Annotated in this window: 21 protein-coding genes; 9 read left to right on the forward strand and 12 right to left on the reverse strand. The window is 66.2% G+C overall.

Features of this window, described 5'->3' with window-relative positions; translation table 11 throughout:
- The 6 genes from phnC to RTQ83_RS01650 all read right to left on the reverse strand — a co-directional run bounded on the left by phnC (window position 1) and on the right by RTQ83_RS01650 (window position 3,567).
- The gene (gene phnC, locus RTQ83_RS01625; RefSeq protein ID WP_312510806.1) at window positions 1-750 is read right to left on the reverse strand and encodes a phosphonate ABC transporter ATP-binding protein; all 750 of its coding nucleotides are present in this window, start codon (window positions 748-750) and stop codon (window positions 1-3) included.
- Window positions 747-1,502: a phosphonate ABC transporter, permease protein PhnE gene (phnE, locus tag RTQ83_RS01630; RefSeq protein WP_312510807.1), complete on the reverse strand. Its 756-nt coding sequence runs from the start codon at window positions 1,500-1,502 to the stop codon at window positions 747-749. The genes phnC and phnE overlap by 4 nt, the downstream gene beginning before the upstream one ends.
- Window positions 1,502-2,389, reverse strand: coding sequence for a phosphate/phosphite/phosphonate ABC transporter substrate-binding protein (locus RTQ83_RS01635; protein WP_312510809.1), 888 nt, complete (start codon window positions 2,387-2,389; stop codon window positions 1,502-1,504). The genes phnE and RTQ83_RS01635 overlap by 1 nt, the downstream gene beginning before the upstream one ends.
- Before the next feature lie 38 nt (window positions 2,390-2,427).
- Window positions 2,428-2,790 carry a DsrE family protein gene (locus RTQ83_RS01640; RefSeq protein ID WP_312510810.1) on the reverse strand — a complete coding sequence of 121 codons (363 nt, stop codon included), beginning with the start codon at window positions 2,788-2,790 and terminating at the stop codon, window positions 2,428-2,430.
- Between the two features lie 21 nt (window positions 2,791-2,811).
- Window positions 2,812-3,036: a sulfurtransferase TusA family protein gene (locus RTQ83_RS01645; RefSeq protein WP_312510811.1), complete on the reverse strand. Its 225-nt coding sequence runs from the start codon at window positions 3,034-3,036 to the stop codon at window positions 2,812-2,814.
- A 99-nt stretch (window positions 3,037-3,135) separates the two neighbouring features.
- On the reverse strand, window positions 3,136-3,567 hold the full coding sequence (locus tag RTQ83_RS01650; RefSeq protein ID WP_312510812.1) for a GNAT family N-acetyltransferase: 432 nt from the start codon (window positions 3,565-3,567) through the stop codon (window positions 3,136-3,138).
- 130 nt (window positions 3,568-3,697) lie between these two features.
- Here RTQ83_RS01650 and RTQ83_RS01655 point away from each other — a divergent pair, with 130 nt between their 5' ends.
- Window positions 3,698-4,132, forward strand: coding sequence for a lysozyme inhibitor LprI family protein (locus RTQ83_RS01655; RefSeq protein ID WP_312510814.1), 435 nt, complete (start codon window positions 3,698-3,700; stop codon window positions 4,130-4,132).
- A gap of 6 nt (window positions 4,133-4,138) precedes the next feature.
- Here RTQ83_RS01655 and RTQ83_RS01660 read toward each other — a convergent pair whose 3' ends face one another.
- From RTQ83_RS01660 to RTQ83_RS01675, 4 genes are all read right to left on the reverse strand, one after another.
- Window positions 4,139-4,495 carry a translation initiation factor Sui1 gene (locus RTQ83_RS01660; protein ID WP_312510816.1) on the reverse strand — a complete coding sequence of 119 codons (357 nt, stop codon included), beginning with the start codon at window positions 4,493-4,495 and terminating at the stop codon, window positions 4,139-4,141.
- 46 nt (window positions 4,496-4,541) lie between these two features.
- Window positions 4,542-5,066 (reverse strand): hypothetical protein, encoded by a 525-nt coding sequence (locus RTQ83_RS01665; RefSeq protein WP_312510818.1) that lies wholly within the window; start codon window positions 5,064-5,066, stop codon window positions 4,542-4,544.
- Window positions 5,067-5,202: 136 nt separating this feature from the next.
- The gene (locus tag RTQ83_RS01670; RefSeq protein WP_312510820.1) at window positions 5,203-5,901 is read right to left on the reverse strand and encodes a methyltransferase domain-containing protein; all 699 of its coding nucleotides are present in this window, start codon (window positions 5,899-5,901) and stop codon (window positions 5,203-5,205) included.
- Window positions 5,901-6,839: a CysB family HTH-type transcriptional regulator gene (locus RTQ83_RS01675; protein ID WP_312510822.1), complete on the reverse strand. Its 939-nt coding sequence runs from the start codon at window positions 6,837-6,839 to the stop codon at window positions 5,901-5,903. Before RTQ83_RS01675 ends, RTQ83_RS01670 begins: the two co-directional genes overlap by 1 nt.
- A 168-nt stretch (window positions 6,840-7,007) precedes the next feature.
- Between RTQ83_RS01675 and RTQ83_RS01680 the strand changes: the two genes are divergently transcribed.
- Genes RTQ83_RS01680 through cobA form a run of 6 tightly spaced genes read left to right on the forward strand, consistent with a single transcriptional unit; the run spans window position 7,008 to window position 13,013 of the window.
- A complete protein-coding gene (locus RTQ83_RS01680; RefSeq protein WP_312510823.1) occupies window positions 7,008-8,696 on the forward strand; it encodes a nitrite/sulfite reductase in 1,689 nt (562 codons plus the stop codon).
- Entirely contained in the window at window positions 8,689-9,246 is a 558-nt protein-coding gene (locus tag RTQ83_RS01685; RefSeq protein WP_312510824.1) for a DUF934 domain-containing protein, read from the forward strand. The genes RTQ83_RS01680 and RTQ83_RS01685 overlap by 8 nt, the downstream gene beginning before the upstream one ends.
- A gap of 12 nt (window positions 9,247-9,258) precedes the next feature.
- Window positions 9,259-9,975, forward strand: coding sequence for a phosphoadenylyl-sulfate reductase (locus RTQ83_RS01690; protein WP_312510826.1), 717 nt, complete (start codon window positions 9,259-9,261; stop codon window positions 9,973-9,975).
- A gap of 24 nt (window positions 9,976-9,999) precedes the next feature.
- A complete protein-coding gene (gene cysD / locus RTQ83_RS01695; RefSeq protein WP_312510827.1) occupies window positions 10,000-10,935 on the forward strand; it encodes a sulfate adenylyltransferase subunit CysD in 936 nt (311 codons plus the stop codon).
- Window positions 10,935-12,287, forward strand: coding sequence for a sulfate adenylyltransferase subunit 1 (locus RTQ83_RS01700; RefSeq protein WP_312510828.1), 1,353 nt, complete (start codon window positions 10,935-10,937; stop codon window positions 12,285-12,287). The genes cysD and RTQ83_RS01700 overlap by 1 nt, the downstream gene beginning before the upstream one ends.
- Before the next feature lie 9 nt (window positions 12,288-12,296).
- Window positions 12,297-13,013 carry a uroporphyrinogen-III C-methyltransferase gene (gene cobA / locus RTQ83_RS01705; protein ID WP_312510829.1) on the forward strand — a complete coding sequence of 239 codons (717 nt, stop codon included), beginning with the start codon at window positions 12,297-12,299 and terminating at the stop codon, window positions 13,011-13,013.
- Here the strand turns inward: cobA and RTQ83_RS01710 are convergent.
- Window positions 13,004-16,057, reverse strand: a complete 3,054-nt coding sequence (locus tag RTQ83_RS01710; RefSeq protein WP_312510830.1) for a triple tyrosine motif-containing protein — start codon at window positions 16,055-16,057, stop codon at window positions 13,004-13,006. The two genes, cobA and RTQ83_RS01710, sit on opposite strands and share 10 nt — an antisense overlap.
- A 137-nt stretch (window positions 16,058-16,194) precedes the next feature.
- Between RTQ83_RS01710 and RTQ83_RS01715 the strand changes: the two genes are divergently transcribed.
- Window positions 16,195-17,121, forward strand: coding sequence for an AraC family transcriptional regulator (locus RTQ83_RS01715; RefSeq protein WP_312510831.1), 927 nt, complete (start codon window positions 16,195-16,197; stop codon window positions 17,119-17,121).
- On the opposite strand, the gene RTQ83_RS01720 is transcribed toward RTQ83_RS01715, so the two are convergent.
- Window positions 17,118-18,941, reverse strand: a complete 1,824-nt coding sequence (locus RTQ83_RS01720; RefSeq protein ID WP_312510832.1) for an amidohydrolase — start codon at window positions 18,939-18,941, stop codon at window positions 17,118-17,120. The two genes, RTQ83_RS01715 and RTQ83_RS01720, sit on opposite strands and share 4 nt — an antisense overlap.
- A 203-nt stretch (window positions 18,942-19,144) precedes the next feature.
- Between RTQ83_RS01720 and RTQ83_RS01725 the strand changes: the two genes are divergently transcribed.
- Window positions 19,145-20,275: a porin gene (locus RTQ83_RS01725; RefSeq protein ID WP_312510834.1), complete on the forward strand. Its 1,131-nt coding sequence runs from the start codon at window positions 19,145-19,147 to the stop codon at window positions 20,273-20,275.
- Window positions 20,276-20,283: the final 8 nt, after the last annotated feature.

A 20,283-nucleotide genomic window follows, 5' to 3' on the forward strand; every position in this document is an offset into this window, starting at 1 on the left:
TCAGAATTGGGTATCGTGGATGACGCCATCGTACAGCGTATCGATGTCAGTGCGTCCGAAGCTCGCTGCCTCGACATCGACCACCACGCGGCCGGCGCGCAGGCCCAGCACGCGGTCGGCGTAACGGCGCGCGTACTCCGGCTGGTGCAGGCTGCAGACCACGGCCAGGCCGTCGGCGTGGCAGATCGATTTCAGCAGTTCGAGGATGCCGGCGCCGGAACCAGGATCGAGGCTGGCCACCGGTTCGTCGGCGATGATCAGGTGCGGCTGCTGGGCCAGGGCGCGCGCGATCGCCACGCGCTGCTGCTGGCCGCCGGAAAGCGTGTCGGCGCGCTGGTGCGCATGGCCGGCCAGGCCGACCCGCGCCAGGCAGTCATTGGCCAGCGCGACATCGTGCGCGTCGAACCGGCGCAGCCAGCCGCGCCACGCCGGCGCGTGGCCGAGCCGTCCGGCCAGCACGTTGTCGAGCGCGGACAGGCGCGGCACCAGGTTAAATTGCTGGAACACGAGGCCGATGCGGCGCCGTTCGCGTCCGCGCAGCGAGGCCACGTCGACGCCGTCAAGCGCGATGCGGCCGCTGTCCGGACTTTGCAGGCCCGCCAGGCAGCGAAACAGCGTGGTCTTGCCGGCGCCGCTGGGGCCGAGCAAGGCCAGCATCTGGCCGCGTTCGAGCGTGAAGCCGACATCCTCCAGCGCCACCCGTTCGCCATAGCGCTGCCCTACTTTGTGGGCGACAAACAAGCCACTCATACCAAGCGCTTTCTCAGCCAGCTGCTGACCGCGTCGAGCACCGTGACGACAATCAGGATCAGCACGATGATGGTGAACAGGCGCGGGAAGTCGAGCAAGTCCATGCTGTTCTTGAGTTCCAGGCCGATGCCGCCGGCGCCGACCACGCCGAGCACCGTGGAGGCGCGCACGTTGAACTCCCACCAGTACAAGCCGCTCGAGAGCAGCACCGGCAGGATCTCGGGCAGCACGGCATACGTGATCGCGGTGCTGCGCCCGGCGCCGGTGCTGCGCACGGCGTCGAGTGGCCCCATCGGCATGTTCTCGATGTGGTCGGCCAGCAGCTTGGCGGCGCTGCCCCAGGTGTGCAGCGCGATGCCGATCACGCCGGCGAATGGCCCCAGGCCGACGGCGGCGACGAACAGCAGCGCGAAGATGAAGGAGTCGATGCCGCGCAGGGTGTTCAATATCCAGCGCGCCGGATAGTACAGGCGCGGCCAGGGCGTGATGTTGCGGCTCGCGAGCACCGCCATCGGCAGCGCCAGCAGCATCGCGGCGGTGGTGCCGATCGCCGCCATCGCCACCGTCTCGGCGATGCGCTCGCCGAACAGCGGCAGCTCGTGCAGCGCCGGCGGCCAGGCCGAGGCGATCCAGTGGCCCAGCTTCGGTAAACCCTCGGCCAGGCGCAGCGGGTCGACCTGGGCCACGCGCCAGCAGACCACGTAGAACGCCAGCACCGCGATGGCGGCGCTCCAGCGTTTGAAGGAACGCATCAAGCCTTCGGTTTGATTTTTCCGACCGCGATGCCGGCCTTCTCGATCGACGCGTAGGCCGCGTGATCGGCCTTGACGAAGCCGGTGTAGTGCGCCGGCAGCAGGGTCTTGGCCTGTTCCACGGTGATCGCGGTCAGCACCTTCTGGATCTGGGCGACGACGGCCGGCGCGGTGCCTTTCGGGACCACGATGGCGTCGTTCGGCAGCGGGTCCGAAGTCCACAGGATCTTGTTCGAGCCCGGCTTGACGCGGCCTGATTCGATCATTGCGTTGCGGTTGCGGTCGAAATCGGTGGCCATGTCGGCCTGGCCCGCCTGCACCGCCATTTCGTTGGCGGCGTGGGTGGCGCCTTCGGTGTACTTCCAGAACGACTTGGGATCGATCTTCCAGACTTCTTTCGCGTACCAGGTCGGGATCAGCCAGCCCGAGGTCGAGCCGACGTCGGCGAACGACATCTTGAGGCCCTTGGTATCGTCCGGGAACTTGGCGACCTTCAGGTCGGGTTTACCGATGACGATGGCGTGGTAGAACGGCTTCTCGTCATACTTGACGGTGGCCAGCGCCGTGCAGCCGGTGCCGTTGTTGGCGATGATGTAGCCCCATGGTCCCATCCACGCCAGGTCGAGCTGGCCCGCGCCCATGGCGACGGCCATGCCGGCCCAGTCGGTGGTGGCGAACAGTTCGAAGTCGGCGTTCAGTTCTTTCGCCAGGTGGGCGAAGAACGGCATGTAGGCCTTCTTGGTGTCTTCGGCGGTCGGCAGCAGCGGACCGACGCCGAAGCGCAGCTTGCGGCGCGTCTGGGCCAGGGCCGGCGCGGCGGCGCCCAGTGCGACGGTACCGGCGGCGGCGAGGCCGGCGGCAAGAAGGGTACGGCGGGTGGAGCTCATGGGGATGACTTTCTGGTAGTGACGGAAGAAGATCGGAATTAGTAGCTGACGCTTGGGCAGCCGTCGCTCATGAACTCGACCAGCTTGGCGCCGCCGACGACGACCGCGCCGGCCACCAGCTTTTCTTCGTCCAGCTTGCGCTTCTTGAAGCATGGCGAGCAGACGTACATCTTGCCGCCGGCAGCCGCGAAGTTGTCCATCAGTTCCTTCAGCGGTGCGAAGCCTTCTTCGTGGATCGAGTCCGCGAAGCCCTGCTGCGACAGGCGCACGCCTTCGATCGACAGGAACACGACGGTTTCCTTGTCCGACGCCACGGCGGCGTTGGCGACGACGAAGGCGACGGTGGCCTTGTCGGTGTTATCGAGGCTGCTGGTCAGGTTGATCAGGAATTTGTTGGCCATGGTGTGCTCCTTGGTTGGGGGTCAGTCTTTGGCGCGGATGAAGTAAGAACGTGCGTCGGCGTCGATCGCCAGCAGCGCGTGTCCGGTCATCGTGCACCAGGCGGGGATATCGGACGGCGCGCCGGGGTCAAGCGCGATCACGCGAAAGACCTTGCCCGGTTCGGCGCGCACGCGGCGGCGCAGTTCCAGCACCAGGTCGCCACACGCGAGGTCGCCGGCGTTCCATTCGATATCGTAGTCAGGCATGCAATGTTTCTGTTCAATTATGTCGACCGGGAGTCTACGAGAAGATGCGACGATAAGCAACCTGGATGACGCCCTGGTGACGCCGGCCGGTTTGCGCCGTTACCCAACCTGAGTATCCATCTGATCGGCAGGCTTGGTCATGAAGACCGAATGCGGATCGTCCGGATAGTCGCCGAACGGGCCGCACGTGCCGTAACCCATGCGCTTGTACAGCGCCAGTGCTTCCGGCTGCGCAGGTCCGGTCTCGAGCATGATGGCGCAGCAGCCGCGTTGCACGGCGCCCGCTTCCAGGCTTTCCATCAACCGCCGCGCCAGTCCCTGGCCGCGTGCCTGCGGGCGCACGTACACCCGCTTGATTTCGCCGTACGCCGGCTTGATGACGACGGCGCCGCAGCCGAGCGGCGCGCCGGCGGCATCGCGCGCCACCGCAAACAGCACGTCGGGATGCAGCAAGGAGGCGATATCCAGCGCGTACACGCTGTCGGCCGGGTACAGCGAATACAGATAGGCATCCAGTTCGCCTGTCAGCATGTGCACATCGGGTTGATCCGGCTGTTCGAATGCAATCTGCATAGGGGGCGTATCACCTGGAATTAAAATGCGCACGAGTATAGCCGCTCGATCCGTCCGCGGTTTGCCTTAGTTTTCCAACCATGCTAACTTGCGGTCGTCTTTTCACCCGTTGCGCCGGTGGCGGCGCCGGATCGACCTATTCAAGGAAACCATGAAACGTCTACTGCTGGCCGCACTCCTTTCCATGTCCGGCGCTGCCTTCGCCAATTCCGCCTGCGACAAACCGAAGAACGATTTTGACGGTTTGTATTGCCTGAACAAGGTGTACCAGGAGGCGGACAAGGAATTGAACGCCAATTACAAGGCACTATCGGCCAAGCTCGATGGCAACGGAAAACAGGCGCTGAAAAAAGGACAGCTGGCGTGGATACAGGAGCGCAATAAATCGTGTTCCAAGCTCGAAACCGACCGCTTCTTTGTCGATCTGGAGTGCGCAACCGATACGACGATCGAACGCGCCCAGTTCCTGCAGAACCGGGTACGTGAATGCACCAGCGCCGGCTGCCAGAACAGCAAACTCTGATCGCTTTCAGCCGCCTGCGCGCTTCGGCTGATGACCGAGTTTGGTCAGCGTCTCCATGATCAGGTCGCAGTGGTCGCCCTGCACTTCGATCACGCCATCCTTGACGGTGCCGCCCGAGCCGCAGGCGCTGCGCAGCTGCTTGCCCAGTGCAGACAGTGCGGCGGTATCCAGCGCCAGTCCCTTCACCAGCGTGACGCATTTGCCGCCCCGCCCCTTGGTCTGGCGCGACACGCGCACCACGCCGTCGCCGACCGGCGCAGCCTTGGCCTTGCAGCTGCATTGCGCGACCGGCTGCCGGCAATCGGGGCACATGCGGCCGGTTTCGGTGGAGTACACCAGGCCGCTGCTCGAACTATGCTTCATGTCGTGCTCGAAAATAGTCGGTGCTTGAAACGCACCAGATAGCAAATTAATGTGGGCGCGCCTGACAGTCGCCGCCATACGCCTCGACGTACGGCCTGTCGAAACACCGGATCAGGCCCTCGACCACGTCGATATTCGGCGGCCAGCGCATCTTGTGCGTCTTGCCGTTGCCCAGGTCGACGTCGAAATAACCGTCCACCACGGTGATCGGCGCATCCTTGCCGCCCGGCGGCTGGATCGCGGCCAGCTGCGAGCGCGCTTCTTCCAGTGCCGGCCGATCCTTGCGCAGAAAGGCGAGCGTGGCATCGACGTAGACATTCCAGCCGCCGCCATCCGGCACGCCCGGCGCCCTGCGCGTCTGCGCCATCAGGGCAATCGCTTCCTGGGTCTGGCCGGCGTTGGCGCGTAGCTGGCCCTCATGCCAGATCAGTAGCCCGGCGCTGCGCGCGTGCTTCTGGCGCCAGTCGCGAATCAGATCGGCGGCAGCCAGGTCGCAGCCCCTCCTGGCAGCGATCATGCGCCAGCCGCCATCCATGTCCTGGTCGAACTGCTCCTCATTCAGAGAAAGCAAGCGCTCCCGGTCGTATGCGCAACCAGGACTGACCACTTGCTGACTCGCTTGCGCGCCCCACGACGCCAACAGCGAACAGGAAAGCAGAACGATCAGGATACGGTGCGTCATGGACTCTGTCGGAAATAGGAAGCTGTTACTTCAGCCGGCAGGTCAGCACCCGATAAAACTCCCAGCGCGCGATCTTGATCTCGCGTCCGGCGTTGCCCAGCTTCTTGCGCAGCGCGCTGTCGGTCGGGTAGCCCTTGGGCAGTTCGTGGCGGTTGCCGTCGGCGTCCTGCAGGATTTCGTAGGTATTGCCCTGCAGGTCAGTGCGGGCGATGGTGGCGCTCTCGCCTTCCACGTACTCGTCGTCGAACAGCACCAGCAACACGTCCTTGCCGACCCGCTTTTTCAGCCCTGCCAGCAGCACGTCCTGCTGGTCGCGCGTCAGGTGCGACCACAGGCCGGCCATGAACACGGCCGTGAATTTGGCGTCGCCGTTGCCCAGGTCGGCCGGCAGATCGAGCGCGTCGGCCTGGAGGTAAGTGACGTTGGCGGGCGCTTCGCCTTGCGTGCGCGCCTGCTCCAGCATGGCCGCGCTGGCGTCGACAGCGACGATCGATTCGGCGGTTTCGGCCAGCACTTCAGTCCAGCCGCCGGTGCCGCAGCCCAGTTCAAGGATGCGGTGGCCGGCCAGCAGCGTCGAGATCTGCTCGTGCGCTTCGTCCAGGTCTTCCAGCTGTTCTTCCGAATAGTCGGCGCTTTCGTTGTCGTAGAACTCGGCCACGCTGTCGAAATAGGCGACCACCGGGTTAGCGGCGATGTTCTTGTCCATCTTAAAATCCTTGTCCATCAGAGTTCGTAGTTTTCTCCACCGCGCATCGCCGACTCGACCATCTTGCGGTTCAGGGTCGGGGCCAGCAGTTCGATGAAGGTATAGATATAGCTGCGCAGGTAGGCGCCCTGCTTGATCGCCACGCGCGAGGTATTCATGCCGAACAGGTGGCCGACCGGCAGCGCGCGCAGGTTGCGGTCGCGCTCGGGGTCGAAGGCCATGCCGGCGATGATGCCGATGCCCATGCCCAGCTCGACGTAGGTCTTGATCACGTCGGCGTCGATCGCTTCCAGCAGCACGTCCGGTTTCAGGTGGCGCAGGCCGAAGGCGTGGTCGATCTTGCTGCGGCCGGCGAAGGCGGCATCATACGTGATCACCGGGTAGGTGGCGATCTCTTCCAGTGAGACCGCGCGCGATTTGAACAGCGGGTGTTCGGGCGGGGCCACCACCACGTGCTCCCACTGGTAAGCAGGCAGTGTGATCAGGTTGTCCACCGCCGCGATCGACTCGGTGGCGATCGCCAGGTCGGCCTGGTCGTTCTTGACCATGTCGGCGATCTGCTTCGGGTTGCCCTGCAGCAGCGACAGGCGCACCTTCGGGTACTTCTGCATGAAGGCCTGCACCACCTTCGGCAGCATGTAGCGCGCCTGGGTGTGGGTGGTGGCGATGGTGAAGCTGCCGCTGTCGTGGGCCGCGTATTCCTTGCCGATACGCTTCAGGCTGTCGATCTCCTGCATGATCAGTTCCACCGACTGCAGCACCAGCCGCCCCGGCTCGGTCAGGCCGCGGATGCGCTTGCCGTGGCGGGTGAAGATGTCCACGCCGAGCTCTTCCTCGAGCTCGATGATCGCCTTCGACACCCCCGGCTGGGAGGTGAACAGCGCCTTGGCCGCGTCGGTCAGGTTGTAGTTCTGGCGCACGGCCTCGCGCACGAAGCGCAGCTGGTGAAGATTCATTCTATGTAATTTTTCTTGCAGGTTTGTCAGCGAACGACATTTTAAGATGCTTATTCGGGTTACGTATATAAGCAAATAAATTATCCGTAGTTTGGAATATAAGCCCCGCTCCGTATCATCGGAACATTATTTAATGGGCGGACAACATCTGCCCGACGGACTGAGGCCATGTACCGCTACGACCACTACGACCATCTCATCGTGCGCGAACGGATCGCACAATACCGCGATCAGGTCGCACGCCGCCTGAGCGGTGAGCTGCTGGAAGAAGAATTCCTGCCGCTGCGCCTGCAGAACGGCCTGTATATGCAGCGCCACGCCTACATGCTGCGCGTTGCGGTGCCCTACGGCCTGCTGTCGAGCGCCCAGATGCGCATGTTCGCCCATATCGCGCGCAAGTACGACCGCGGCTACGGCCACTTCACCACGCGCCAGAACATCCAGTACAACTGGATCGAACTGGAGCAGACCCCGGATATCCTGGAACACCTGGCCTCGGTCGAGATGCACGCGATCCAGACCTCGGGCAACTGCATCCGCAACATCACCACCGACGAATACGCCGGCGTGGCGGCGGACGAGATCATCGATCCGCGCCCGTTCGCCGAAATCCTGCGCCAGTGGAGCACTTTCCACCCCGAGTTCGCCGCCCTGCCGCGCAAGTTCAAGGTGGCGATCAATGGCGCCCTGGAAGACCGCGCCGCGATTGCGGTGCACGATATCGGCCTGACCGTTGTCCGCAACGAGGCCGGCGAAGTCGGCTTCAAGTTCATGGCCGGCGGCGGCATGGGCCGCACCCCGATCCTGGGCAGCGTGATCCGCGAGTTCCTGCCATGGCAGCACCTGCTGACCTATACCGAAGCCGTGATGCGCGTGTATAACCAGAACGGTCGCCGCGACAACAAGTACAAGGCGCGCATCAAGATCCTGCTGAAAGCACTGGGCGTGGAAGAATTCACGCGCCAGGTCGAGGCCGAATGGGCCGACCTGAAGGATGGTCCGGAAACCCTGACCCAGGAAGAATTCGACCGCGTTGCCAAGTGTTTCCAGCCGCATGCATATCGTGAGCTGAGCGATTCGGACGTACTGGCCGCGCAACCCGACAACCGCGCGTTCGCTAACTGGCTCAATCGCAACGTCAAGCCGCACAAGGTGCCGGGCTACGCTGCGGTCGTGCTGTCGCTGAAGAAAACCGGCGTGCCGCCGGGCGACGCCACCGCCGAGCAGATGGATTTCGTGGCCGAGCTGGCCGACCGCTTCAGCTTCGGCGAAGTGCGCGTGACGCACGAGCAGAACCTGGTGCTGGCCGATGTCGAGCAAGCGCAGCTGTTCGAAGTGTGGCAGCTGGCCAAGTCGAAAGGCATGGCGACGCCGAACATCGGCCTGCTGACCGACATCATCGCCTGCCCGGGCGGCGACTACTGCTCGCTGGCGAACGCGAAATCGATCCCGATCGCCGCAAGCATTGCCGAGCGTTTCGACGACCTCGACTTCCAGCACGATATCGGCGACATCGAACTGAACATCTCGGGCTGCATCAATGCCTGCGGCCACCACCACGTCGGCAACATCGGCGTGCTGGGCGTGGACAAGGATGGCAGCGAGTGGTACCAGGTGTCGATCGGCGGTGCCCAGGGCAACGAGTCCGCGATCGGCAAGATCATCGGACCGTCGTTCTCGGCGACCCAGATGCCGGAAGTCGTCGGCCGCCTGCTGGAAACCTATGTGCAATGTCGTGTCGAAGGCGAACGCTTCGTCGACACCGTGCAGCGCCTCGGCATCGCGCCGTTCAAGGAACATGTGTATGCCACTCCGATCGCGGCGGGCGAACTGACCGGAGAGGACCACTATGCTTGATTCACACCCACAGATTATCAAAGGACGCGAAGTCGTCAGCGACGACTGGAGCGTGCTGCGTCTCGACGAAGGCCAAACGTCTGACACCGTGGAAGTCCCGTCCGGCAAGATCATCGTCCCGCTGACCGTGTGGCAGGCCCAGCGCGACGCGCTGGCCGAGCGCCCTGTCCTCGGTGTCTGGCTGGCGCCCGACGAACGCGCCGAAGCGCTCAAGGACGACCTGCAGCGCTTTGCAGTAATCGCCGTCGATTTCCCGAAATTCACCGATGGCCGCGGCTACTCGACCGCCTTCAACCTGCGCAAGCGTCTGGGCTGGACCGGCGAGCTGCGCGCGATCGGCGACGTGCTGCGCGACCAGCTGTTCCAGATGGCGCGCTGCGGCTTCGATGCCTACGCCACCCGCCAGGACCGCAGCATCCACGATGCGCTGAAAGGCTTGTCGGTGTTCTCGGAAACCTACCAGGCGTCGGTCGACAATCCGCTGCCACTGTTCCGCCGCGCTCCGCGCGACGTCCCTGCCGAACACCGCGACATCGGCGCCGGCATCTAGGAGTTTGTCAACATGAGCGACCTGCACCGTCGCGTGGAAGAAACCCGCACGATCCTGGCCCGTATTGCGCGCGATTTCTCGCCGGCCGTGTTCGCTTCGAGCCTGGCCGCCGAAGACATGGTGCTGACCGACTTGATTCTCAAGGATCAACTGCCGATCGGCATCTTCTCGCTCGAGACCGGCCGTCTGCATGCCGAGACGCTGTCGATGATCGACCGCGTCAAGGAAACCTACGACTACGACATCGCCCTGTACAAGCCTCAGCCGGAAGCGGTCGACGCCTACGTCACGCAGAACGGCCTGAACGCCTTCTACGACAGCGTCGACATGCGCAAGGAATGCTGCCGCATCCGCAAGGTCGAGCCGCTCGGCCGCGCCCTGGCCGGCAAGCAGGCCTGGATCACCGGCCAGCGCCGTTCGCAGTCGACCACGCGTACCGAACTGGCCGTGCAGGAAGACGATGTCGGCCACGGCATGCAGAAGTTCAATCCGCTGGCCGACTGGAGCGAAACCGACATCTGGGACTACCTGCGTCAGAACGATGTGCCGTACAACGTCCTGCACGACCGCGGCTACCCGTCGATCGGCTGTGAACCCTGCACCCGCGCGATCCAGCCGGGCGAGGACGTGCGCGCCGGCCGCTGGTGGTGGGAAAACCCGGAATCGAAGGAATGCGGTCTGCACGTGGTGGACGGCAAACTTATCCGTATCAAATCAGTGGCAGCGTGAGCCACGACTAGCACAGGCACAGACATGACAACCGTAACCGACAATATCACCCTGAGCGACGTCAACGCGGCCCACCTGGACGCGCTGGAATCCGAAGCGATCCACATCCTGCGCGAAGTGGCGGCCGAATGCACCAATCCGGCCCTGCTGTTCTCGGGCGGTAAGGATTCCGTCGTGCTGCTGCGCCTGGCCGAAAAGGCTTTCCGCCCCGGCAAATTCCCGTTCCCGCTGGTGCACATCGACACCGGCCACAATTTCGATGAAGTGATCGCCTTCCGCGACGCGCGTGCCGCCGAGCTGGGCGAGCGCCTGATCGTCGGCAGCGTCGAAGACTCGATCAAGCGCGGCACGGTGCGCCTGCGCAACCCGAAGACCGACTCGCGCAACGCCGCGCAAGCCGTGACGCTGCTGGAAACCATCGCCGAACACGGCTTCGACGCCTGCATCGGTGGCGCCCGCCGCGACGAGGAAAAGGCGCGCGCCAAGGAGCGCATCTTCTCCTTCCGCGACGAGTTCGGCCAGTGGGATCCGAAAGCCCAGCGTCCGGAACTGTGGGACCTGTATAACACCCGCGTGCATCCGGGCGAGAACATGCGCGTGTTCCCGATCTCGAACTGGACCGAACTTGATGTGTGGCAGTACATCGCGCGCGAAAAACTGGCGCTGCCGTCGATCTACTTTGCGCACGAGCGCGAGGTGATTCCGCGTAACGGCCTGCTGGTGCCGCTGACGCCCCTGACCCCGGCGCGCGAAGGCGAGACCGTCGAAAAGCGCGTGGTGCGCTTCCGCACCGTGGGCGATATCTCGTGCACCTGCCCGGTGGCCTCAAGCGCGTCCACCGTCGACAACATCATCGCCGAAACCGCGATCACCGACATCACCGAACGCGGCGCCACCCGGATGGACGACCAGACCTCCGAAGCCTCGATGGAAAAACGCAAGAAAGCAGGATACTTCTGATGAACGCCCGCACCGACAACTTCGACCAAAAACTGAGCTCGACCGGCGACCGGTCGCTGCTGCGCTTCATCACCGCCGGCTCGGTCGACGACGGCAAGAGCACCCTGATCGGCCGCCTGCTATTCGACAGCAAAGGCATCTTCGCCGACCAACTGGCCGCCGTCTCGCGCGCCAAGCACAAGCGCACCGTGGGCGACACCATCGACCTGTCGCTGCTGACCGACGGCCTGGAAGCCGAGCGCGAACAGGGCATCACCATCGACGTCGCCTACCGCTACTTCGCGACGCCGAAGCGCAAGTTCATCATCGCCGACACTCCGGGCCACGAGCAGTACACCCGCAATATGGTCACCGGCGCCTCGACTGCCGACGCCGTGATCATCCTGGTCGACGTGTCAAAGGTCAAATTGCGCGAAGACGGCGGCGTCGATCTGCTTACGCAAACGAAGCGCCACTCGACCATCGCCAAGCTGCTGCAGATCGAGCACGTGGTGGTGGCCGTCAACAAGATGGACCTGGTCGACTACGACCGCAGCGTCTATGAACGCATCGTCAAGGCGTATGGCGAATTCGCCGCGTCGCTTGGATTAAAAGACATCACCGCGATTCCGCTGTCGGCGCTGGCCGGCGACAACGTGGTCACGGCATCAAGCAAGATGCCGTGGTACCAGGGCCCGACCCTGATCGAGCTGCTCGAATCGCTGTCGGTGTACGACGAAGCGCACGCCGCGCCGTTCCGCTTCCCGGTGCAGCTGGTGGCGCGCCACAACGGCCATGCGGCCAACGACTTCCGCGGCTACATGGGGCGCATCGAGTCGGGCCGCGTGGCGGTCGGCGACAAGCTGGTGGTGCAGCCGTCGAACCAGAGCGCGACCGTCAAAGAGATCGTTACCTTCGACGGTTCGCTGCAGTCGGCCGTGGCCGGCCAGTCGGTGACGCTGGTGCTGAACGAATACGTGGATGTCTCGCGCGGCGACATGCTCGCTGGAGCGGAACAGCCGGCGACGGCGCTCAAGCAGGTGACCGCCGACGTGTGCTGGATGTCGGACGAAGCGCTCGACCTGCGCCGCAAGTACTGGATCAAGCACGGTACGCGCCAGACCGCGGCCAAGGTGACCAGGGTCGACACCATCCTCGACGTCAACACCCAGGAACGCCACGCCGCCGATGCGGCTGCGGGCCTGAAACTCAACGACATCGCGCGCGTGCAGCTGACCGTGCAGCAGCCGCTGGCGGCCGATGCCTACGCCGATATCCGCGCCACCGGCGCCTTCATTTTGATCGATGAAGTTACCCACCAGACCGTCGCAGCGGGTATGATCCGCATCGAGCAAAATTCATCAACTGGTTAAGGGTCGAGCATGGCGGCGTTGGGCAAGGTATTTCTGGTAGGAGCCGGTCCCGGCGCGGCTGACCTGATCACGGTGCGCGGCGCGCGCCTGCTGGCGCAAGCCGACGTGGTACTGTACGACGCCCTGGTCACGCCCGAGATGCTGGAACTGTGTGCGCGCGCCGACAAGATCTCGGTCGGCAAGCGTTCCGGCCAGCGCTCCACGGCCCAGACCCTGATCAACCAGCAGCTGGTCGAGTGCGCACACAAGTACGCGCTGGTGGTGCGCCTGAAAGGCGGCGACCCGATGCTGTTCGGTCGCGCCGACGAAGAGTTGCGCGCGCTCGAAGCCGAAGGTATCGACGTCGAAGTCGTCCCCGGTATCACCACCGCCGTCGCCGCCGCTGCGGCAACGCGCCAGCCGCTGACCAAGCGCGGCGTGGCGCGCAGCGTCGCCTTCTTCACTTCCAGTACCGCCCCCGACGAGCCGGATCATCCAGCCCTTCCTGAGACCGACACCCTGGTCCAGTACATGGGCGGCCGCGAAGCCGCCGCCACCGCCGAACGCCTGCTGGCCGAAGGCCGCCGTGCCGACCTGCCGGTGGTGGTGGTCGAGAACTGCAGCCGTCCGGATGAACGCATCCTGCGCCTGACCCTGACCGACCTGGCGCGCGGCCTGGAGCCGGGCCATGGCCCGGTGCTGGTGATGATGGGCGAGGCGCTGGCCAAGCGCGAGCATCAGCTGTAGATCGTCTGCGCGGCAACCGCCGCTTCCGCGCGTGCTTCCACGCGTACCCCACCCGCCTGCGCGCCGCCCTTGAGCGGCGCCTGCACGTCGTTCCCTGCCAGCGTCAGCACCACTTCCAGACCTCCCGCTGCGCGATTGCGCACGACCAGCGTCGCGCCGATATTCGCCGCACGCTCGCGCATGCCGGGCAAGCCCCAGTGCCCTGCGCGGCCGGCCGCGATCAGCCCCGCCGGCATGCCGACGCCGTCGTCGCACACGCGCAGCAGCGGCCCCTTGCCGGTCCAGTCGAGCTGCACGTCGATGCAGCTGGCGCGTGCGTGGCGCAGCGCATTGGCGATCGCTTCGCAGCCGATCGACTCGACTTCGGCCCGCACCTGCGGCGCCAGATCATGCGGCGCGCCCTGTTCGCTCAGCAGCACGTGCGCTTCGTCGCCGGTACGCAGCATTTCGGCCCAGCCGCGCAAGGCAGCCGCCAGCGGCGCCGGCGGCGCGTCGCCGCGCAATTCCAGCATCTGGCTGCGGCCCTCTTCCACCGCCTTCTGGGCGCCGTCCAGCAGGCGTTCGAGCTGCTGGCGCTCGCCCGATCCGGGCCGCAGGCGCGCGGCCAGCACGTCCAGGTGCAGCATCATCGCCTGGACGGTTTGCAGGAAGGTGTCGTGCAGCGTGCGCGCGATGCGTTCGCGCTCGGCCATGCGCTCGTGCATGCGCGTCTTCCAGCGCCGCTTCACCTGCGCCAGGCGCAGCAGGTACAGACAGTAGATCGCAGCCCCGGCCAGGCCGGTGCAGGCGAACAGGAACCACCCCGTTTGCGTGAAATGCGGGCCGATGCTGAAGGCCGGGCTCGACACCACCGGGCCAATGACGCCATCCTCGTTGACCGCGCGCACCTCGAAGCGGTACTCGCCCGGCCCCAGGTTGGTGTACCAGGCCGAGCGCCGCGTACCGGCATCCTGCCAGTCACGGTCGCTCCCCTCCAGGCGGTACTGGAAGCGCACGCGCTCGGGCATGCTCAAGCTGGGCGCGGTGAATTCGAATTGCAGCCGCTCTGTGCCCGGCGCCAGCAGGCCGGCGTCGCCGCCGGGATAGCGCCGGCCGTTGGCCAGCAGCGCGCTCACTTCGGCCAGCGGCGCCACCTCGTTGCGCCGCACCCGTGCCCGGTCCAGGCGCGAGATGCCGTTGACGCCGACCACCCAGATGGTGCCGTCGCCCGCCTGGCGCAACGTTGGCGCCGGCGACACGCCGTCGCTGATGCCGGGGTGGCCTTGCAGCTCGTCCCATACTTCGCCACGCAGGGGCTGCGCCGGATCGTCCATGCTGCGCTGCCAGTCGGCGGCGCGCACGTGCAGCACTGCGTTCACGGTATTGAGCCAGCGGTCGCCGTCGGCGGACACCACGATGCCCGAGACGTTGGCCAGGTCGACGCCGTCGGCATGCAGCGCGCGGAAGCGCCCGGCCTGCCACACGGCCATGCCGCCGTCGCCCGCGACCAGCAGCTCGCGGCTGGCGTCGATGAAGGTGATTGCGCCGACATCGACGCCTTCGGCTTTACCCCAGCTGCGGTAGGCATCGCCATCGGCCAGCACCACGCGGCCGTCGCGGGTACCGAACCAGGTGCGCCCGGCGGCGTCGACGAACGCGTACACGGCCAGCGCCAGCGACGGGTGGCGCGCGGGCGGCTCCCATGCGCCCGCGCGATGGCGGAACAAGCCGCGCCCGGCCAGGTGGGCCCAGATGCCCTCGCGGTCCTCGGCCAGCAGCAGCACGATCGCGCGCGCATCCTGGCCCGGCGCCGGCGCCGGCAGCGGCAGGCGCTCCAGTACGCGCGACCCGCGCCGGCGTTCGATCGTGTGCTCGCCCGCGGCCAGTACCGCGCCGTCGCGTGCGGCGACCACCATCCGGCTGTGCTGCGCCTGGGACACCAGATCGTTGCCATCCAGGCGCCACAGGCTGCCGCTGGTGGCGCCCATATTGTCGCTCGCGATCCAGGCATTGTCGTCGCCGTCGAGCGCCAGCGTCGGCCAGTCCGCGCCCGCCGGCATCGCCAGCGGCGTCATGCGGCTGTCACGCAGGCGCCCGACGCCGAGCGTGGAAGCGGCCCACAGATTGCCCTCGCGGTCTTCGAACAGGGACGTGATCGTGACCCCCGCCTTGCCACCGGCTACGGGGAGGTGTTCGGCGCCCTGCATGGTAAAGCTAGCCGACACCTGTCCCGGTCTGCGCACGCACAGGCCGAAAGGACAATCGGTGGACCAATAATTACCGTCGCGGTCGAACAGGCTCTGGTAGGTATTCGCGCGCATCGCCGGCGCCGCACGCGCGCGCCATCCGCCCTCGGGTTCGGGCAACAGGCGCACCCGGTCGTCGTCCGCGATCCAGACCCGGCCGTCGAGGCTTTCCTTGATGTTCGACGAGTGCGCGACGTCCAGCACCGGCGCGAAGCGCGCGGCGGCGCGGTCGAACAGATACAGTTGGCGCTCGTCGCTGGCCCACAGGCGTCCGTAGGTGTCGCGGTGGACGTAGCGCGCCTTGCGCCCAGGGAGACCCATGCGCGCATCGCCCCGGGTCCAGGCGCCGGCGCGGTAGCGCCAGAAGCCGGTGCTGGTCGCGGCCCAGGCGTCGTCGCCGTCGAAGGCCATCGCATAGGTCTGGCCGAGCGGCTGGGCCGGCATCACGGCCACATGGCGCAGATGGCCGTGGTGCAGCACGCTCAAGCCGCCATACAGGTAGCCGATCCACAATTCGCCATTCTCGCGCGGCGCCAGCATCGTCACGTAGCGGCCCAGCAGGCGCTCGTCGCCGGCACCGTGGAAGACCTCGAACCGGACGCCATCGTGGCGATACAGTCCGGACGGGGCGCCGAACCACAGCCAGCCATCGGCGGTCTGTGCGATCGCCATCGCGCTCGGCGGCGCCCCGGCGCGCGCGTCGAACATGTCGTGGCGGTAGGCGCCGGCCGGCGTATTCGGATCGAGCGCGCGCGCCGGGCTGCCATAGAACAGCAGGAAGAGCGTGAGCACCAGTGCGCAGCCGCGGTTCATCATCATGCAGGTGGGCCGGAAGCCAGCTTGTTTGTTGCCATCGAACCGTTCATTATAATGAACGTTGCCAATGTGGCTTGAATGAAACCGGCGCAACCGGCAGGAAAACGGCGGCACCAGAGCGGGCACCACCAGGAGAACCAATGGGCAAGGCATACGGCAGCACGATGGGTGAGTATTTCAATGGCTGCAACACGCCGCTGGCAGTGCAAGGCGCGGTGCTGGACAGCCGTATCGCCATCACCCACCTGCGCTGCGACGGCCCAGGTACCGGCATGACCGACGCCATTCCGCCCGAAGCAGCCCTGCTGCTGGCGGTGCAACTGCGCCCGCTGGCCGAACACGGACTATGGCTGGACGGACGCAGCGTCGACGTCAAGCCGTACGCGCCCGGCGCGCTGACCATGCTCGACCTGCGCACCCGCCCCAGCGCCAACCTGGCGTCCAGCTACGAATGCGTCCAGTTCTACCTGCCGCGCGCGGCGCTGGATGCGTTGTCCGATGCCGACGACGCGGCGCGCCTGGGCGAACTGCCGGTCCTGAACGGCGCCGAGGATCCGGTGCTGGCGCACCTGGCGCAGATCGCGCGCATGGCGGTGGATCCGGTCGGGCCGGCCACGCCGCTGTTCCTGGAATCGATGCTGCTGTCGCTGCACCGGCACCTGCGCGCCAGCTACGACGGGCGGCGGGAGCCGGCGACAAGCGCCGCTGCTCATGGCGGCCTGGCTGCGTGGCAGGAAGCGCGCGTCAAGGACTACATCGAGGCGCACCTCGGCGACGCGCTCGGGCTGCAGGAACTGGCCGCACTGTGCAACCTGTCGCTGAGCCGCTTCGGACGCGCCTTCAAGGCCAGCACCGGAATGACGCCGCACCGCTGGCTGGTCGCGCGCCGCCTGGCGCGGGCGCGCGAACTGATGCTGCATACCCGCCGCACGCTGGCCGACATCGCACCGGCCTGCGGCTTCGCCGACCAGAGCCACCTGGCGCGCGAGTTCCGGCGTGCCCAGGGCCTGGGCCCGGCCGCATGGCGCCGCGCGCAAGGGGGCGCCCCCGGGTCGGCCGTGCGCTAGCGGTTCTGGTAGCCGCCGTAGGTGGCAACCGGGCTCCAGCCGGGCGACACCGGCGGCAGCTGCGGCGCCAGCGGCGCATACGGCCCGGCGCCGTACACCACCTTGCCGTTGACGACGGTGAGCAGGCTTTCCAGGCGCTTGATGCGCTCGGCATCGACGGTGAAGTAATCCTGCGGCAGGACGATGAAGTCGGCGTACTGGCCCGGCTGGATCGTACCCTTCACCTTTTCTTCGCCGCTCATCCAGGCCGAGCCGGTGGTCATCAGCTTGAGCGCGGCATGGCGGCTCAACACATCCTGGTCGCGCCAGGTCTTCATGCCGCCGGCGGTCTTGCCGGTGACGGCCCAGTACAGCGACGGCCACGGGTTGTAGCTCGACACGCGGGTGCCGTCGGTACCCAGGCCGACCGGCAGCTTCATCTCGAGCATGCGCCGGATCGGCGGCATCTGGCGTACCTGCTCGCCGTAGCGCTTCCAGTAGGCCTCACCCTGGAAGTGCATCCGGTCCTGCACCGCGACGCCGCCGCCGAGCTTACTGATGCGCGCCAGCTGGGCGTCGGTGATGGTCTCGGCGTGGTCGACGATGAAGCGCAGGCCGTTCAGCGGCGTCTTGGCGTTGACCTTCTCGATCACCGCCAGGTCGCGGTCGATGCTCTCGCCGTAGGTGGCGTGCAGCCGGAACGGCCAGCGGTTCTTGACCAGCAGTTCCACCACCGGTTCCAGTTCGCTCTCCATCGATGCCGGCAGGTCAGGGCGCGGCTCGAGGAAGTTCTCGAAGTCGGCGGCGCTGGCGACCAGGTTCTCGCCGCCTCCTTCGGCCGAAAAGCCGTTGGGGTAAAACATGTGGTCGTTCTTGTCCGGATGGGTGAGCGTCATCCAGCGCGTGAAGTCTTCCAGTTCCTTGCCGGCGCGCTGGGCGAACAGGTAGTACGAGGTGCGCACCGTGAGCTTGCCGGCGCGCGCCAGTTCGAGCGTCACGCCGTAGTCGTCCGGATAGTTCTGGAAGCCGCCGCCGGCATCGATCGCGCTGGTCACGCCCAGGCGGTTCAGTTCACGGTAGAAGTGCAGCGTCGAGTTGAGCTGGTCGTCGCGCTTCAGTGTATTGGTTTTGGCCAGCGTCGAATACAGGATCAGCGCGTTCGGCTTGGCAATCAGCTTGCCGGTGGGGCGGCCGGCGGCGTCGAGTTCCACCACGCCGTCCTTGAACTTGGTGTTCTTGTCGTAGCCGAGGGTGTCGATGCCCTTCTGGTTCAGGAAACCGAGGCCGTACAGGTAGAGGATGAACACCGGACGGTCGGGCACCGCGGCGTTGATCTCGGCCAGCGTGGGCAGGCGCTTTTCCTCGAACTGGTGCTCGTTCCAGCCGCCGACCACCTTCACCCATTCGCCTTCCGGGGTGCGCGCGGCCTGCTCCCTGAGCATCTCGAGCGCGCGCTTGAGCGAGGTGACGCCGTCCCAGCGCAGCTCCATATTGTAGTTCAGGCCCTGGCGGATCACGTGCACGTGCGAGTCGTTCAGGCCCGGGATCACGGTGCGCCCGCCGGCGTCGATCACGCGCGTATCCGCGCTCTTGAGCTTGAGCACCGCGGCGTTGCTGCCGGTGGCCAGCACCTTGCCATCCTTGACCGCGAGCGCCTGCACGAATTCGCCTTCGCGCGCCATGGTGGCGATCTTGCCGTTGGTGAGGATCAGTTCCGCCTTGGCGTCCGCCTTGGCGACCACCTTGGCGTTGGCCTGCGCCTGCGCGGTCCCGCCGAAGATGGCGCCGGCAAGCAGTGCGGCGAGGATGGTGGAGCGAAGCGGTAGCGCGGTGGTATTCATCGTGGGATCCCTGTCGTTTGAAAGCAATTCGATGCGCACATGATGCTGCGCTGCCGGCGAAATGAAAAACGAATAATTTCACCGGCTTTCATCGAAAACATCGATGGTCGCACGCGCCAAAGCCAGCCCGAACACCCGAATGGACAGGCTCACCCACACTTTAGGGTGGGGTTTTGCGATGCAGCGGCGGCGATAATGCGCCGATGTCCGAACGCCCCTACACCATGACCCCACGCCTCGCCAGACTGCTGGCGCTCCTCCCTGCCTGCCTCCCTGCCGGCGCCCTGGCCCAGACCGACGCGCTGCAGATCTATGCGCGCCTGAACCTGGGCCTGGAAGCGATTGAGCAAAGCGGTGCGGGCCGCCACGACGTCACGCGCCTGTCCAACTACCGCTCGGTGCTGGGCGTGCGCGGCGGCGAAGCGCTCGGCGCCGGGACGCGCGTGCTGTACCAGGTCGAAGGCACGCTGTCGGCCGACACCGGGGCCGGCGCCATCGCCGCGCGCGACACCCGCATCGGTCTCGAAGGACCGTGGGGCACGCTCTTTGCCGGCAACTGGACCACGCCGTACAACTCGGCCACGTCCAGCCTGGACCCGTTCTATCCGACCACCGCCGGCTACATGAGCATCATGGGCAACGGCTCGGCCTCGAACGCCGACAACCTCACCGACACTGCCTCGTTCGACCGCCGCCAGCGCAACAGCCTGCATTACTGGACGCCGGCGTGGCGCGGCGTGTCGCTGCGCCTGGCGCATGGCTTCAACGAAGAGCGCCCGGCCAACGGCGCGCGGCCGGCGCTCGACTCGGGCGCGCTGCTCTACGAAAACGGTGCGCTGTTCGCGGCCGTGGCGCACGAGCGCCACCGCGACTATCAGGGGCCGGGCGGCACCGACCGCGGCACCCGGCTGGCGCTGGCCTACCGCTTCGGCGCCACGCGCGTGGCGGTGATCGGCGAACGGCTGCAGTACCGGTCACCCGGCGGCGCGCTGCGGCGCGATGCCTGGTACCTGTCCGCCAGCCACCAGATGGGCGCGCATGCACTGCGACTGGGCGTGGCCAAGGCATTCGACGGCAAGGGCGACGCCGGGACCAGGTTCGGCTTCGCGACCGCCGGTCCCGACACCGGGGCGGTGCATGCCACGGTCGGCTACGACGTGGCGCTGTCGAAGCGCACCTCGCTGTTCGCCTTCCACACGCGCATCCACAACGACGCCCGTGCAAACGTCGATTTCGCCATCAACGGCCTCGGCGCGGGTGCGGGCATGGATGGAGATTCGCTGACGGGCGCACGGCTGCGCGGCACCTCGCTTGGCATCCGCCACGCCTTCTGACACTGCTT

Origin of the sequence: Massilia sp., assembly GCF_031995545.1 — a bacterium.
Classification (GTDB): domain Bacteria; phylum Pseudomonadota; class Gammaproteobacteria; order Burkholderiales; family Burkholderiaceae_D; genus Telluria.